Origin of the sequence: Hymenobacter daecheongensis DSM 21074 (genome assembly GCF_900141805.1) — a bacterium.
Taxonomy (GTDB): domain Bacteria; phylum Bacteroidota; class Bacteroidia; order Cytophagales; family Hymenobacteraceae; genus Hymenobacter; species Hymenobacter daecheongensis.
The window spans coordinates 164,370-178,555 of the sequence record NZ_FQYN01000005.1 but is presented as its reverse complement, the minus strand read 5'-3'; the positions used below and the strand labels follow the sequence as shown (position 1 = coordinate 178,555).

The 14,186-nt window shown below is 63.5% G+C and carries 15 protein-coding genes; 2 read left to right on the top strand and 13 right to left on the bottom strand.

All coding sequences use genetic code 11. The features are described 5' to 3' along the window. Position 1: 1 nt before the first annotated feature. From BUB62_RS11345 to BUB62_RS11315, 7 genes are all read right to left on the bottom strand, one after another. On the bottom strand, positions 2 to 1,855 hold the full coding sequence (locus tag BUB62_RS11345; protein WP_073110116.1) for a M2 family metallopeptidase: 1,854 nt from the start codon (positions 1,853 to 1,855) through the stop codon (positions 2 to 4). Between the two features lie 87 nt (positions 1,856 to 1,942). After that, entirely contained in the window at positions 1,943 to 2,884 is a 942-nt protein-coding gene (locus tag BUB62_RS11340; RefSeq protein ID WP_073110113.1) for a M90 family metallopeptidase, read from the bottom strand. A 36-nt stretch (positions 2,885 to 2,920) separates the two neighbouring features. Next, entirely contained in the window at positions 2,921 to 3,748 is an 828-nt protein-coding gene (locus BUB62_RS11335) for a hypothetical protein (RefSeq protein WP_073110111.1), read from the bottom strand. A gap of 57 nt (positions 3,749 to 3,805) precedes the next feature. Then, on the bottom strand, positions 3,806 to 4,186 hold the full coding sequence (locus BUB62_RS11330) for a hypothetical protein (protein WP_073110108.1): 381 nt from the start codon (positions 4,184 to 4,186) through the stop codon (positions 3,806 to 3,808). 89 nt (positions 4,187 to 4,275) lie between these two features. Next, the gene (locus BUB62_RS11325; protein ID WP_143164126.1) at positions 4,276 to 4,617 is read right to left on the bottom strand and encodes a low molecular weight protein tyrosine phosphatase family protein; all 342 of its coding nucleotides are present in this window, start codon (positions 4,615 to 4,617) and stop codon (positions 4,276 to 4,278) included. A gap of 157 nt (positions 4,618 to 4,774) precedes the next feature. Further along, positions 4,775 to 6,157, bottom strand: a complete 1,383-nt coding sequence (locus BUB62_RS11320) for a DEAD/DEAH box helicase (protein WP_073110106.1) — start codon at positions 6,155 to 6,157, stop codon at positions 4,775 to 4,777. A 73-nt stretch (positions 6,158 to 6,230) separates the two neighbouring features. Further along, positions 6,231 to 7,175: a YihY/virulence factor BrkB family protein gene (locus BUB62_RS11315; RefSeq protein WP_073110103.1), complete on the bottom strand. Its 945-nt coding sequence runs from the start codon at positions 7,173 to 7,175 to the stop codon at positions 6,231 to 6,233. A 90-nt stretch (positions 7,176 to 7,265) separates the two neighbouring features. Here BUB62_RS11315 and BUB62_RS11310 point away from each other — a divergent pair, with 90 nt between their 5' ends. Then, positions 7,266 to 7,769, top strand: a complete 504-nt coding sequence (locus BUB62_RS11310; RefSeq protein ID WP_073110451.1) for a DUF2062 domain-containing protein — start codon at positions 7,266 to 7,268, stop codon at positions 7,767 to 7,769. Between the two features lie 143 nt (positions 7,770 to 7,912). Here the strand turns inward: BUB62_RS11310 and BUB62_RS11305 are convergent, their stop codons facing one another. The 5 genes from BUB62_RS11305 to BUB62_RS11285 form a co-directional block, all read right to left on the bottom strand. Next, a complete protein-coding gene (locus BUB62_RS11305; RefSeq protein WP_073110101.1) occupies positions 7,913 to 8,857 on the bottom strand; it encodes an enhanced serine sensitivity protein SseB C-terminal domain-containing protein in 945 nt (314 codons plus the stop codon). Positions 8,858 to 9,001: 144 nt separating this feature from the next. Then, entirely contained in the window at positions 9,002 to 9,406 is a 405-nt protein-coding gene (locus BUB62_RS11300) for a c-type cytochrome (RefSeq protein WP_234988681.1), read from the bottom strand. 20 nt (positions 9,407 to 9,426) lie between these two features. Next, positions 9,427 to 10,122 (bottom strand): SCO family protein, encoded by a 696-nt coding sequence (locus tag BUB62_RS11295; RefSeq protein WP_073110095.1) that lies wholly within the window; start codon positions 10,120 to 10,122, stop codon positions 9,427 to 9,429. Beyond that, positions 10,119 to 10,556 (bottom strand): hypothetical protein, encoded by a 438-nt coding sequence (locus BUB62_RS11290; protein WP_143164125.1) that lies wholly within the window; start codon positions 10,554 to 10,556, stop codon positions 10,119 to 10,121. The genes BUB62_RS11295 and BUB62_RS11290 overlap by 4 nt, the downstream gene beginning before the upstream one ends. A gap of 71 nt (positions 10,557 to 10,627) precedes the next feature. Then, entirely contained in the window at positions 10,628 to 11,134 is a 507-nt protein-coding gene (locus BUB62_RS11285) for a DUF4112 domain-containing protein (protein WP_073110089.1), read from the bottom strand. Positions 11,135 to 11,398: 264 nt separating this feature from the next. Between BUB62_RS11285 and BUB62_RS11280 the strand changes: the two genes are divergently transcribed. Continuing rightward, the gene (locus BUB62_RS11280; RefSeq protein WP_073110086.1) at positions 11,399 to 12,388 is read left to right on the top strand and encodes an aldo/keto reductase; all 990 of its coding nucleotides are present in this window, start codon (positions 11,399 to 11,401) and stop codon (positions 12,386 to 12,388) included. 227 nt (positions 12,389 to 12,615) lie between these two features. Here the strand turns inward: BUB62_RS11280 and BUB62_RS11275 are convergent, their stop codons facing one another. Next, positions 12,616 to 14,082, bottom strand: a complete 1,467-nt coding sequence (locus BUB62_RS11275; RefSeq protein ID WP_143164124.1) for a DNA integrity scanning protein DisA nucleotide-binding domain protein — start codon at positions 14,080 to 14,082, stop codon at positions 12,616 to 12,618. Between the last annotated feature and the right edge of the window lie 104 nt (positions 14,083 to 14,186).

Below are 14,186 nucleotides of genomic sequence, written 5' to 3'. Positions count from 1 at the left end.
CCTACATCGTGTACTTCCGCCCCTTGTTTTGAGCCTTCAAATACACCATCAGCGGCTGAAAATACTCGACCATCGCCCTAGCCGATAAATCTTCGCCGGTTTTCTCCTTGAGCACTTGCCGCCAGTCCTTGCTGGCGCCTGGGCGCATGATTTCGGCCAGGAAGGTGCCTACTTCCTTGCTGCCGTAGTAGTTGGTGGCGTGCGGGTCCTGCTTCAGGATTTTTTTGGCGATGTGGTCGTGGAGCTGGAACAGGATGACGTACGACAGGGCGTAGTCGTAGTACTGGGCGGGGTCGTCGTTGATGTGGGTCTTGGTGGCCGGGTCGAGGTACTGCTCCCCGCGGGCGGTGGGCGGCACGATGCCCTGGTACTTCTTTACCAGCTCCCACCAGCGGGCGTTCAGTTGGTCGGCGGGCAGCTTATCGGCGTAGAAGCTGTTTTCCCACTCGCTCATCACGCCCGAGGAAAAAGGGATGAAGGTCACGTAGTTCAGCGCCTCTTTCAGCAGGGTCTGGGTCTGGTCGGTTTTGGCTTTGGCATCCTGGAGGCCCAGGCCCACCAGGAAGGGCTTCTGGGTGGCGGCCAGGCCCATCAGGCTGCCCATGGCCTCGTGGTAGGCGCGGTTGGCCCCAGCCCGCAGCAGCACCGGCACCTCAGGGTTGGCGTAGCTGAGGTAGTAGTAGATGTGGCCCAGCTCGTGGTGAGTGGTTTCGTACCACTCGGTGTTGGGCTCCACGCTCATCAGGCTGCGCACCTCCTGGTTGAGGTCCATGTGCCAGGCCGAGGCGTGGTTGTTCTTCTTGTAACCGGCATTTTTGGGCAGCGGGTACAGGCTGCTTTTCTGCCAGAACACCGGCGGCAGGGCCGGGAAGCCCAGGCTCTTATAAAACCGCTCGGCCTGCTGCACCTGCCACTCCGCGCCCTTTTTGGCCAGGGTGGCGTCGAGGTTCACGCCTTTCACGTCCACCATGGCGCTCCAGTCCTGGCCCCAGCGGTTGGGCAGCCAGGAGGCGGGCAGGTAATCGGGCACCTGCTTTACCTTATACTTTTTGGCCAACTCGTAGCGGGCGTAGGTGTGCAATTCGCGGTACAAGGGCCGCAGCTCGTCGTTGATCTGGCGCACCAGCGTCATCATCTCCTCCCGGCTCAGGCCGTAGTCGGAGGCTTGGTAGGTGAAATAGTCGGGGTAGCCCAGGGCCTGCACAGTCTGGTTGCGCAGGCCGCGCAAGTTCAGCAGGCCGTCTTTCAGCGTCGGGCCGATGGCTTTGCTGGCCTCCCAGACGGCCTGGCGCTTTTTAGGGTCATTCTCCTTGCGCAGCAGCTCATCCAGGTCGTTGGTCGTCACGGACTTACCCTGGTACTTGTAGTCGAAGCCGTAGAGCTTTTCGGTCTGCTGAGTTTCGGCTTTAATGCGGCGCTTCACCACGTCGGCTATGGTCTGAGGCGAGTTGGCGGCATTGTAGAGGGCCGTCTGGAGCTGCCGGATCTGGAACTCCTGCAGCTGGTCCTTGTGCTCGAGCAGCTGGCGCAGGTTGTTGATGTTGTCGGCGCTGCCGGTGAAGGCGGCCATGGCCTCGTTGGCGCGGGCCGTGGCCACGGCGTTGGTCGAGTCACCGGCCACGATGCGGGTGTTGGAGCGCCATTCGGCCTCGGAGGACTGCGTGTAGAGACGCTGATATTCAGCCGAATAACTGGTTAGAAACTCATCAGCCTGCCGGCCCCAATCCACGGGTGCGGGCGGGGTGGCGGGCGCTTCGGTGGGGGCCGCGGCCGCCGTGGTGGCGGGCACCTTGGCCGTGGGGGCGCAGGCCGTGAGCAGGGCCGCGGCGAGCAGGGGGAGATGGGTCTTTTTCATAGGCGAAGTAAAGCTACTACTCTGGCCAGATCAGGCGAACGGCTGCCGGATAAAAACACTGTGATTATCAGGCCGAAGCAATGACACTCAGGTCACAACTGTCTGCTGCAAATGGCAGTCCTTGTACTTCTTTCCGCTCCCGCAGGGGCACGGGTCGTTGCGGCCAAATTTTCGCTTCGAGCGCAGTGTTTTCAGCCATTCGCGCGGGTCGATGGCGAAGCGCAGGAAGCGCTTCTTGGGGTTCTGACGCAGGGCGCGGGTGAGCAGCTGGTACAGCTCGGGGTGGTTTTCCTGTAGGTTCTCGGGCTTCTCGAAGAAGTACTCCGTTACCACGGCGAAGAACTCGGCCTCATTGGTGCCGCCGTAAGGGTTGATGTCGGATTTGCCGGCCCGGATGGCTTCGATTTCGCGCGCCATCACCGCGGCCCAGGGCTGAAGCAGCTCGGGCGGCAGCGCCAGCTTCGGCACGCCGTCAATCACGCCGTCGGCCTGGTCGAGCAGGTGGGCGAATTCATGAATACCCACGTTCTGGCGGTCCAAACTATCCCGAAAACCCTGCTCCAGCGAAGCCTTGGAGAGGTGCATGTACTGGGAGGTCTGGAAGTTGCGCACCGAGCCCAGCAGCTGCCCGGCCAGCGGCGCCGTTTCTTGGTCGGGGTTTGGGGCCTCCTTCCAGGCGTCGGGCACGATGAGCACCTCGCTCAGGTTGCCGTATTCCCAGTCGCGGAAGCCGAAGATGGGAATGATGGCCGAGGCCGCCACCAGCACGCGGGTGGTATCATCCACCTCGGTTTGCAGGCCGGTGATGCGCGTTTGGGCCAGAAAAACCTGCACTTCCCGCTCGAAGCGCTTGCGCTCATTGTCGGTGAGCGACAGGTAAAACGCCACGCGGCCGGTCAGGATTTCGCGCCACGCTGCCGGAAACTCTGCGGCCAGGGCGGCGGCTTTCACGCGGGCGGCGCGGGTGGCGTAGCGGTAGAATAGGAAGAGGACGACGGCCAGCACGGCCAGCCAAATAACGTAATTCATGGCCCGCTAAACGCACCGGCAGGCGTTCAGGTTGGCTCAGGGCCGGACCGTAGTTCTCGGTGCGGCCTGATCGGGGTTGCGGCCGAGGCGATAGGCCAGGCTGGTGCGCAGGACAAATGACTGGCTGACGAAAAAGCCCAGAAACTCGCCCGCGCGGCCGTCGCTGAGCAGCAACCCGTCTGCGCTCAACGTGAGCGGACCGGTACGCCAGCCTAGCCCCAGGGCGGGGAGTAGGGTCTGGATGGGGTAGTAGGCATCGTCCCGAACAGGTGTATAAGGCACCCCACGGACTGCGCTGAAGCGCGGGTTTATGGTCCGGCTCAACTCGTAGCTGGCGCTGAAGAGCCATTGCTGCTCGTGGGGCAACGGGAAAGAGTAGCGCACGCCCAGGCGGGCCGTAGCCACCTTCGTGCTGAAGGTGAAAGTGCTGTAGGTGGTGGGCTGATTGCCGTTGGTATGCTGAAAATCAGCCGGAGCGCGGAAGGTGCTCAGTAGGAACTCGCCAAACAGCGCGCCGGTGCGGCCGGGCTGAATAAGCTCAGCATACAAGCCACCAAGGGGAAAGAAGCGGCAATTGGCGCACGTCGGATCGGCGACCAGCAGCCCATCTGTGCGGTAGTCGATGCGGTTGTAGCGCGCGCCTGCCAGCAGGCCGCCCCGAAGAGCCACCCGGCGGCGTATTTGGGCCTGCGCCAGCAAGCTGCGGCCCGGCTGCCGGGTGGGGCTGCAGGCAGTGTTGTAGGTCTGCACCAGGCTAACCAGGTCCGGGGCCGAAAAGGCTGCCGTGCGGGCCGCCGCCTGGGTGGCCGGGCAATCCGGAAAATAGAGGGCCAGCTGCCCGCGGAAGTTGTTGCCGTCGGTCATCACCCAGGCCCCGGTTTTGGTATCCTGCCGCAGGTAACTTCGCTCACTCAGTTCGAGCTAGGGCTGGCTGGGGCGGCGCAGCAAGTAGTGTGTAGCGCCAGGCCGGGTCACCCGCAGCAGCTCAGCCGGACCTTCGAGCAGAACCTCGGCCAGCAGTGAATCGGTGCGAACCTCGAAATAGTTGCCGCGCGGCAGGCGGTCGAGGCGGGTTTCGGCCGCGTGGTCGATGGGCACGATTACGTAGCGAAAGGAGCGGCCCCCGGTGAAGCTCAGCGCCCGCAGCTGCCGGGGCTGAAACAGCTGGCTGGGGCTGGTGGCCGTGGGGCGGTAGTGAATAAAAGTGGGCGGCTCGGTCCAGAAGCTGTTTTCAATTTCGCCCCGCAGCGTGTCGCCGTTGGCCTGCACCAGCAGTCCGGGCTCGTAAGTTTGGGCCCGCAAGGGTGTAGCCAGAAAATAAAGACATGATAAGCTACCAAGTAAGCGTCTAATCATCTGATAATAGGGTAGAGGGTTAATAAAAAGCAGGGCTAAAGCCGCGGCAGATGCTCCTGTAATTTTTCGCGCAGTAGCTGCTGCAAGCTAGCATCCATAAACTGATAGTTATCAGGAATGCGCAGATTAATAACCGGCTTACCGGCCAGCGCCGCCCCGAACTTCGCCCGCAGCCGCTCGGCGTGGCGACGTTCCATCACAAACACGGCCTCGGCCCAGCTCAGGTGCCCGGCCGTGACGCGCACCCGCGCCCCGGGCTCAGTGCCGGCCGAGCGAGCCTCATAGTGCGAGTGCCCATCGAATAGCCGCTCGGCGGTGAGGCTGCGCCAGCGGTTCTGGCTGCAGATGAACAGAAGCTGGCGGGGTTCGGGAGGCAAATGTGAGCTGATGAATTGGCGCTTATAATCAAAAGAACGAGTCATGCTGAGCTTGTCGAAGCATCTCTGCCGCTTCGTCAGGGCTGTTCAGCGAAGCGGGAGAGGTGCTTCGACAAGCTCAGCATGACGTTCTCTTTTCTTTTCCCGACTCACCAAATTACTCCACCAGTGACACCCGCACCTTGCGGCCTTTGATTTTGGCACCCGTCACGCGCTGGGCTACTTCGTGGGCCTGCAGGCGCGGCACGGCCACGTAGCTGTAGTGGTCGAATACTTCGATGTGTCCGACATCGGTGCGCTCCAAGCCACCCTGGGCCACGAACGCGCCTACCAGGTCGTGGGCGCTGACCTTGTCTTTGCGGCCGGCCGATACGTGCAGGGTGATGCTGGCCGGCTTGGGCGCTTTGGGAGCGGCCGGCGGCAGGGCCGGGGCGTGCAGGGGCTTCCACTGAATACTCTCGGCAATGGGCCACTTCTGCACGTGGGTCTGCTCGTGGGGCGTGGCCAGAATGTGGGCCGTGCCCACGGCGCCGGCGCGGGCCGTGCGGCCGGCCCGGTGCTGAAAAGCGTCGGCTTTGTCGGGCGCGTCGTATTGAATCACGGTGTCGAGGGCCGTCACGTCGAGGCCGCGGGCGGCTACGTCGGTGGCTACCAGCACTTGGCTGGAGCCGTTGCGCAGCTTCATCAGGGCTTTGTCGCGCTCGGGCTGGGGCATTTTGCCGTGCAATACTTCGGCGGCCACGCCGCGGCCCTGCAGGAAACGGGCCAGCTCCACGCACCGGTCGCGGGTGTTGCAGAACACCAGGGCGCGGCCGGTTTCGGGTAGGTTCAGCAGGTGCAGCAGGGCGGCGGGCTTCTTCTCGATGGGGCCCACCTGGCCGAGCAGCGTCAGGTTTTCGGGCAGCTTGCCTTCCTCCTCCGACGATTGCACGACGCGGGGCCGGGTGAGGTTGTTGCGGATCAGCAGCAGCACTTTGTCCGACATCGTGGCCGAGAACAGCAGGGTCTGGCGGCGGCGCGGCAGGCGCTTCACGATTTCGACCAGCTCATCCTGAAAACCCAGCTCCAGCAGCTTATCGGCCTCATCCAGAATGAGCACCGTGAGCTGATTGGGCACGATGGAGCGCCGCTCGAAGTGGTCGAGCAGGCGGCCGGGCGTGGCTACCACGATGTGGGGCGGCTGGGTGAGCGAGGCGGTTTCCTCGCGGAACGCGTGGCCGCCGTAGAAAGCCGCTACCCGCAGACCGGGCAGGTATTTGCCCAATTTCTTCAGCGCGTCGCGCACCTGCAGAGCCAGCTCGCGGGCCGGCACCAGCACGATTACCTGCACCGCGTCGAGCTTCAGATCCAGCTTTTGCAGGATGGAGAGGCCATAGGCGGCGGTTTTGCCCGAGCCGGTGGGCGCCTGGCCCGCTACGTCCTGGCCGGCGAGGGCCATCGGAATTACTTGTTCCTGAACGGGAGTAGGGATGGTAAAAGTCAGCTCTTCCAGTGCTTGCAGCAGGGAAGGGGCGAGGCCAAGGTCGGCGAAAGAGGGCATGCGAAACGAAAAAGTTGGCTGCAAAGGTACGCCGGATTTCGGCGCCAGCCTGCTTAGCGCTTACCGCCGCCCGCTACTCTTTTTCCTCCACCACATCCACCAGGCGGTAGCGCACAGCGTTCTTCTTGGGGCGGATGTCGATGCCGGCGTAGTGGGCGTACACTTTGGTGAAGCAGGCGCCGAAGTAGAAAATCATGGCGCAATAGAACACAAACAGCAGCACCAGCACAATGCTGGATGCCTGGCCGTAGATGGGGCCCAGGTTGCGCGGCACCAGCAGATGCCCCAGCACGAACTCGCCCAGATCGAACAAAACGGCGGTAAGAATGGCCCCGCGGCTCACGGCTTTCCACGGCACGTGGGCGCTGCTCAGGTTTCGGAACGTGACGCTGAACCACGCGGCCAGAATGAGCAGCGACGTAATCTGGTTGAGGGCCTGCATCAGAAAGTAGCCGAAGTTCGAGTCGAAGTCCTGAATGTAATCGGCGAAGAGGGCCAGGGCGGCATCGGTCAGGAAGGCCAGCAGGGAAAGCAGGCCGGTGGCCAGCAGCAGGCCCAGCGAGCGGGCCCGTTCTTTCAGGAGCTTGTGCAGGCGCCCCGTGCGGCGGGCCGGGCGCACCTGCCAGAGCTGGTTGAGCGAGTTCTGAATAACCACGAACAGCGTAGTGGACACGAACAGCAGAAAGCCAAAGCCCAGCCACGTGAGCAGGCGGCTACGCTCCACGTTGGTCACGTTCAGCAGAATCTGCTCTACCAGCTCGGCGGCCGAGGTGCCCAGCAGCGCCGAGAGCTTGCCCAGCAGCAGCGTGCGCACCCCCGAGGCCGAATACAGCGACCCCAGCACCTGAATCAGAATGATGAGGATGGGCGGCAGCGCAAACGTGGTGAAGAAGGCCGTGGCCGCACCCAGCCGCAGCGGGTCGTGGCTGCCCAGCTCGATACCGGCGCGGCGCAGCAGAAAAAAGAAATCGGTCCAGACTTTGGTCCGGGGCTGGCCCGACTCGCGTACTTTTGTCATCAGGAAGGCGTGATGCCCCCGCCGCCAGCCGGGGTGCAGGCTGCTAAGGTAACGCGCCGCCGTAACATTCCGTTTTTCCCCGGTCCTATTTTGGAGTTCCCATCCCCGCTTCCGCCGCCGTCGCCACCTACCAGCTGGCTGCGCCGCCGCGTGCTGGAGCCCGTGCGCAACCTGCTGCGGCAGGGCCTGGCCCCCGCCGAGCTGGCCCTCACCGTGGCGCTGGGCGTGGCCTTTGGCCTGGTGCCGGTGCTGGGCATCACCACGCTGCTGATTACGTTTGCGGCCGTGCGCCTGCGCCTGAACGTGGCCGCCATGCTGCTCATCGGCCACCTGATGAGCCCCGTGCAGCTGGTGCTGCTCATTCCACTGCTACGCCTGGGTGCCCGGCTCTGGCAAAATGGCCGCACGCCCGACCTCACGCTGGAAAAAATCCGCTACCTGATTGCCCACGACTGGAGTAGCGCCCTGCAACTGCTCTGGCACGCCAGCGCCGGGGCACTGCTGCTGTGGGCCGTGGGCATGGTGCCGCTCGTGCTGCTGCTGAACTTCGGCTTGCGCCCTGTGTTCCGTCGGCTGCTGGCCCGGCAGGGGTAGGAAAATACGCAGGTAGCAAACCGGCTGTCATCCTTCATCTGGCGTGCGCAAAGCGAAGGACCTTACGCCGGGTGAACGATGATCGTTGATACGACTCGTTCATCTGGCATAAGGTCCTTCGCAAGCTCAGGATGACAGACGGTTTAACTCCGCTTGTAGACCGGCTCTACGGTAGTAAAATATTGATTGAGCGGCTCTTCAGAATTCGGGTCGAGCACCAGCACGTCGACCAGCTCATGGTCGCTGATGTTGCCCTGCACTACGGGGCCCAACTCCTGAAGGAAGGCCGCGTCGTTGTCGTCGGTATGGAAGGCGAGCAGCAGGCGGGGCGGAGCTGAGTTGTCCTGGAGCTGCACCTGGGCCAGGTACACGGCCTGAATGGCGGGCTTTTCGGCGCTGAACGTGCGCAGGGCGTCCAGCAGTTGGGTGGGGTAGTCGGTGGGCTGGCCCAGCAATACGGGTATATTTTGGCCCGCGGCAGCGTCGCCTTCCGGAAACAGGCGGCCGGCCAGCAGATCGGCCAGCTCCTCGGCGGGCAGCAGCTTGCCCACTGAAGAGAAGGGATTCAAGGCGCACTCCGCGCCCTGCACCATCTGGAAAAACTCCAGTCCCCGAATGCGCAGATACGGCACGGAATCAACTTCCATATTGCCCTCATACATCCGATCTACGGAGCTGAAAACCGGGATTTTGCCGTCGTTGAGCACCTGAAGCTGAATTTCCATGCCTTCGGTGGGCTGCTTTTCGCCGCCCGGCTCCCCTTCCTTGGGCACCATCACCAAGATCAATTCCTCGCCCAGCAGGGCGCGGTAGAAATCGGGGCGGGCTTCCGGCTGGGTGGCCGCGTGCAGCAGCAGCTGTTCCAGAATGTTTACCGGCTCGAAAGGCGGCAGCTGCGGCATGGGCGGCAGCGGCGGCATAGCCGGAATGTGCGCCGGCTCGGGCGCTACCGGCGAGGTATAGCTGGCGCCTTTGTAGCGCGGCCCGGCCGGGGCTGCCGCCCCGGCTTCCGTTGGGGCAGGCGCGGAAGCAGGAGCCGCCGGGGCGGCCGAATCTTTTTTGGATTTCAGAAAGTCGAACAGACCCATGACAGAAAAGTGGATTGGATACGCAAGCTAGCGAGGATTGCGGAAGATTTCAGCCTCCCCGGCCCATAGAAATGACCTTTGCGGTAGCCGGTTGGTTTTCAGGAAGGTAAGGATGAGCAAACAAAAACGCACCATCTCCTCACCTCACTGCCCGTCGCTGGCACCGCAGCCCTGCAGTTGGGCTGATACCTCCCGGATGGTGAACACCTCACCCTGATTGCCCCAGGAGGTCTGCACGAAATTGAGCAGGTTGGTGATTTGCGAATCGGTGAGGTGGGAATCAGCGGCGGGCATGGCCTGGTTGAACTCAACGTCATTGACGACCAATGGCCCTTTAATACCCTTACGAATCAGGCAGGCTAGCCCCGTGCGGTTTTTGGCCACGTAATCGGACTTTGCCAGGGGCGGAATCAGGCGTTTTAGGCCCTCGCCCTGGGCTCCGTGACAGTTGGCGCAGTGCGTGGCGTATATCTTTTCGCCCTCGTGCTGCCGCTCCGTGAAGCAGCCCGCCAGGCCCAGCGCCGCCCCCAGCAGCCCGGTAAGAACCAAAGTCAGCGGCCCGCGGCGTCTCATTTGGCGGCTTTTTGCTCCTGCTCCACTTCCCGCAGCAGCACCGGCAAATCATCGAGCAGGCGCTGCACTTCCAGCGGGTTCATGCCATCATACACGCCCCGAATGCGGCGCTGTGGGTCAATGAGGGCGAAAGCGCCGCTGTGGGCGAAGCCGCCAGCTACGCCTTTGTCTACCTGCGCGGCCGTCATGTAGGCGCGGGCGAGGGCAAAAATGGTGTCGTGGGGCGCGGTGGCAAAGTGCCAGCGAGCCGCATCGGCGATGCCCAGGCGCTGGGCGTAGTCGCGCAGCACCGGAATGGAGTCGTGGGCCGGGTCGATGGTGTGCGACAGGAACAGCACCCGTGGGTCGCCCTTAAACTTATCGTACACGCGCAGCAGCTCGCTCTGCATTTTGGGGCAGATGCTGGGGCAGGTGGCGAAGAAGAAATCGGTGACGTAGACCTTGCCGGCGAAGGTCTGGTTGGTGATGACCTTGCCGTCCTGGTTGGTGAGGCGGAAGGCCGGAATGGTGGCGTACACGGTGTCGGCGGGGCCGCCGTCGGCGCGGGGGCGCACTTCCCGCTCGCCAATGAAGGGCAGGCGCTCGGTGGCAGCCGCGTTGTTCTTATCAGCGGAGCACCCCGGCAGCAGCAGGGTGCTGCCCAGGGCCAGCAGGCTTATAGTCAGGGCCTGGCGAAAACGAAAAAAGGTCATTGAGCGGAGGATTTGGGCGAAGTAGCGGCCTGTCCCAGCACCAGCCGGGCCGAATCGAGGCTGCTGGTCATCAGGTGGGCCACGGAATCGATGCGGCGCTGCTGGGCGGCAAAATAGGCCAGCTTGCGGGCCGCGGCCACGCTGTCGGCGGGGCGCTGGTAGCGGTGCATCCAGTCCATCATGGCCGCGTCGGCGGCCAGCAGGGCGCGGCGCTGGCGGCCGGCGGCCACGGTATCAACTGCCGGGGCAGCCCGAAGTTTCTGGCGCAGGTCATACAACTCGTCCATGCGGGCCATGAGCGTGTCGTGGCTGGCCAGCAGACTTTTTTCGGCTTGCTCGGCCTGTTGGGCGGGCGTAGGCTGGGCCTGGCAGGCCGCCAGCAGCAACAAGGCCGCAACGGCCAGTCCAGAAGCAGGGAAACGGAGGATTTTCACGGCGCAAAGCTACGACGAGCCGGGCGCAGTATCACGGAAAAAGCCATAAATCGGCGGCCCAGGTCGGCCGGCTACTGGAAGTACTGCCAGCCCCAGCGCACCAGCTCGTAACCTCCCCAGGCCGTGAGGCCGAATACCACCAGCAGCCCCACAATCACGGCTACCAGAAGGCCCCGGCCGCTGCCCGCGTACTTTCCCTCGGCGTAGTGGGCACGCAGCAGCGCCACGTTGCGCTCATTGCTTTTATAGGCGAAATCGAACAGATTGCCCAGCACCGGAATGGCCCCAAACAGCGTGTCTACCAGAATATTGAGGCCCATGCGTACCACCACCGCGCCGCTGGCCCCGTGGCGCATCATAGTAAGCAGCAGCGCCCCCGATACGGCCAGCGTGGACAAGTCGCCGACCACCGGAATCAGGCCCAGCAGCGGGTCGAGGCCGAAGCGGAACGCGGTGCCGGGCAGCCGAAACTGGCTGTCCATGAGCCGGGCCACGCGCTCCACCCAGCGCAGGCGCTCATCGGCATCAAAGGTAGGAGTGGGCTGGGAGTAGGTCGGGAACTGATTGGAAGCGGGCATCGGGGCGGGTTTTTTCTGGTCATCATACGAAGCCGCCGAAAAAATGACGGTGGGAGGGGTAGCTGGATAGTAGCGCGAAAATCCGTTTCGCGACGAGCAAAGCGAGTATCCGGTTCTGCATGGTTCGGCTCATTCGCTGTGCTCGTCTCGAAAAGTGGCTGCGCTACAGTGTGCCTTGCCAATAGCGCAGCCACTTTTCGCGGGCGGCCGTAGGCTATAAGGCAGTTCCCTGCTTCTTCACCACTTCTCTAAAATCCTCTTTCCATGGAAACCAGAACCCTGGGCCGCGCTGGCCTGCACGTTTCCGCCCTCGGCCTCGGCTGCATGGGCATGTCCGAGTTCTACGGCCAAACCGACGATGCCGAGAGCATCCGCACGCTGCACCGCGCCTTCGAGCTGGGCGTCACGTTCTTCGACACGGCCGACATGTACGGCCCCTTCAAAAACGAGGAGCTGGTGGGCAAAGCCTTCCGCGACCGGCGCGATAAAGTGGTGCTAGCCACCAAATTCGGTATCCTGCGTGACCCCAACGACCCCACCCGGCGCGGCATCAGCGGCCGGCCGGAATACGTGCGCCAGGCCTGCGAAGCCAGCCTAAAGCGCCTCGGCACCGACTACATCGACCTCTACTACCAGCACCGCGTAGACCCCGAAACGCCCATTGAGGAAACCGTGGGGGCCATGGCCGAGCTGGTGAAGGAGGGCAAAGTGCGCCACCTGGGCCTGAGCGAGGCCGCCGCTGCCACCTTGCGCCGGGCCTGCGCCGTGCATCCCATTGCGGCCCTGCAAAGCGAGTATTCGCTCTGGAGCCGCGACCCCGAGGATGAGATTCTGCCCGCCTGCCGCGAGTTGGGCGTGGGCTTCGTGCCCTACAGCCCGCTGGGCCGCGGCTTCCTCACCGGCCAGATTCAGCGCTTCGACGACCTGGCCCCCGACGACTACCGCCGCCACACGCCGCGCTTTCAGGGCGAAAACTTCCAGCGCAACCTCGACTTAGTGGCCCGCATCCGCGCCATTGCCGCCGAGAAAAGCTGCACGCCCGGCCAGCTGGCCCTGGCTTGGGTGCTGGCCCAGGGTCCGGATATCGTGCCCATTCCCGGCACCAAGCGCATAGCGTATCTGGAAGAAAACCTCGGCGCTCTGCAAGTCCACCTGACCCACGAAGACCTGCGCCACATCGACGAAGCCGCCCCTATAAACGCCGCCGCCGGTCCCCGCTACCCCTCCGCCATGATGGCGAGCGTGAATGGGTAGGTGGTGGAGTTGTGAAAAGTGAAGTTGTGAATCGGTTCTGTCATCCTGAGCTTGCGAAGGACCTGCCTCGGTTAAGTAACAAGCCTTTTTAAATCAGCAAAGCCCTTTACCGTTCGCATGGTAAAGGGCTTTGTGCGTTGAAAAACGTTTTCTAGTAGCTGAAGAGGAAGGTCCTTCGCTCTGCTCAGGATGACAGACGGTTTTTCACAACTTCACCCTTCACAACTTCACCTTTTCGGCGGCAGCAGGTCAATTAACCCGTCTTCGCTGACCACAATGGCGATGCAGGCGTAGCGGCTGCTTTCCACGTAGCGCAGGGCGGAGTTGTAGCGGGAGCCGCGGGAGGAGTCGCCTTTTTCGGTGGCCAGGCCGTCGAGGATGGCCCCGATGGCGTAGCAGGTGCCGGCCGGATCGATGAAAACCGCGCCGTCGATGTTCGTGACCAGGCGCAGCACCGAGGGCGTCATGATGCGGGGCGTGACGCGGAAGCACTGGCGGGTGAGGCGCACGGCCTCCTGCGCCGCGCCCTCCGAAATGACCAGAATGGTGCCGTTGGTCTGGTTGCTGGCTTTCTGGGTCAGCTCCCAGAGGTAGGCAATGCCGGCGGCATCCACGGCCGGAAACACGCGCTGAATGGCCGTGGCGAAGTTCTGCTCATCGACCCGGCCCTGGGGCAGGCGGGGCGTGTTGGTTACTACCTTCATCATCACCTGCCCGTTGTGGCTCAGGTCCCAGCTGTAGTGCTTGGTGAAGTGCACCGTAAACAGCGGCTCGTAGTGCGGGTCGGTGGGCTCCACCAGGTGGCCTAGCCCGAACACGTTGGAGGCATCGGTAATGAGCGACGTGCGGCCCTCGCTCAGCTCCAGCAGCTTGCGGATGGAGCGGTGGTCGCGCAGCGTGATGGGCGTTTCCAGGGTGAGCACGGGCACCACGGCCGGGTGGTGACGCCGGGCCACCAGCATGGTCCCGATGCCCTCGTCGCCCTCGTGGCGCAGGGCGGCCACGCCGTTGCAGGCATCGTAGAGGCCGTGGTTGCCACCGGCGGGGCGCAGCATGAAGCGGCGGCCGGCGGCGCGCAGCACCTCGTTGTAGTCGCGGTCCAGCACGGGGCGCTCATCGTCGGTGTCGGTTTCGCGCAGGGCGCGGGAGCAGTCCTGCAAAAACTCCTGCACCGCCGCTGCCAGCAATGAGCTGGCCCGCGAACCAGGCTGGGGCGGCAGGGCGTAGTAGCTGTGGTAGGTTTCGGCCGAAAGCTGCAGCACCACCACCACCAGGTAGCCATTCAGGCTCACGGGCAGCGAGCAAAAGCTGATACGGTCTTCTTGGTGGCGGACGGTTAGCTCGCCTAGTAATTGCTCGGTAGCGCTGCGCATCAAATCATACCAGCGCAGCTTCTCAAACCGGTCGTGGTCGGTGGGGTGCAGGTGATACACCACTTCGCGGGGGCCGTCGGGCTCCAGGGCGGCGGCCAGCGACTTTACGTTGGCAAAATCGGCGGGCTTGTAGCGGTGGGTCATGGGCTCCACCACCACGGCCTGGGGCTCGTCGGTTTCGCGGGCAGAAGCCAGCCCAAGTAGAAAGACCTCGGGCTTCAGATTTCGGTCGAGCAGATTAAAAACGCCATCGGCAAAGAGCTGGGCCGTGACGCGAAACAGACTTTGGTGGTCCCACATGGGCAATTCGGGGCGGGGCAAACGAACGGAGAGAAGGGGCAGGAACCGGAAGGTACGGGAAAACGCGGCGGAAGGTGGCCCCGCCTGCCCGCCGGCGGCGCTCAACAATGCGGCCCCGGCCAGGT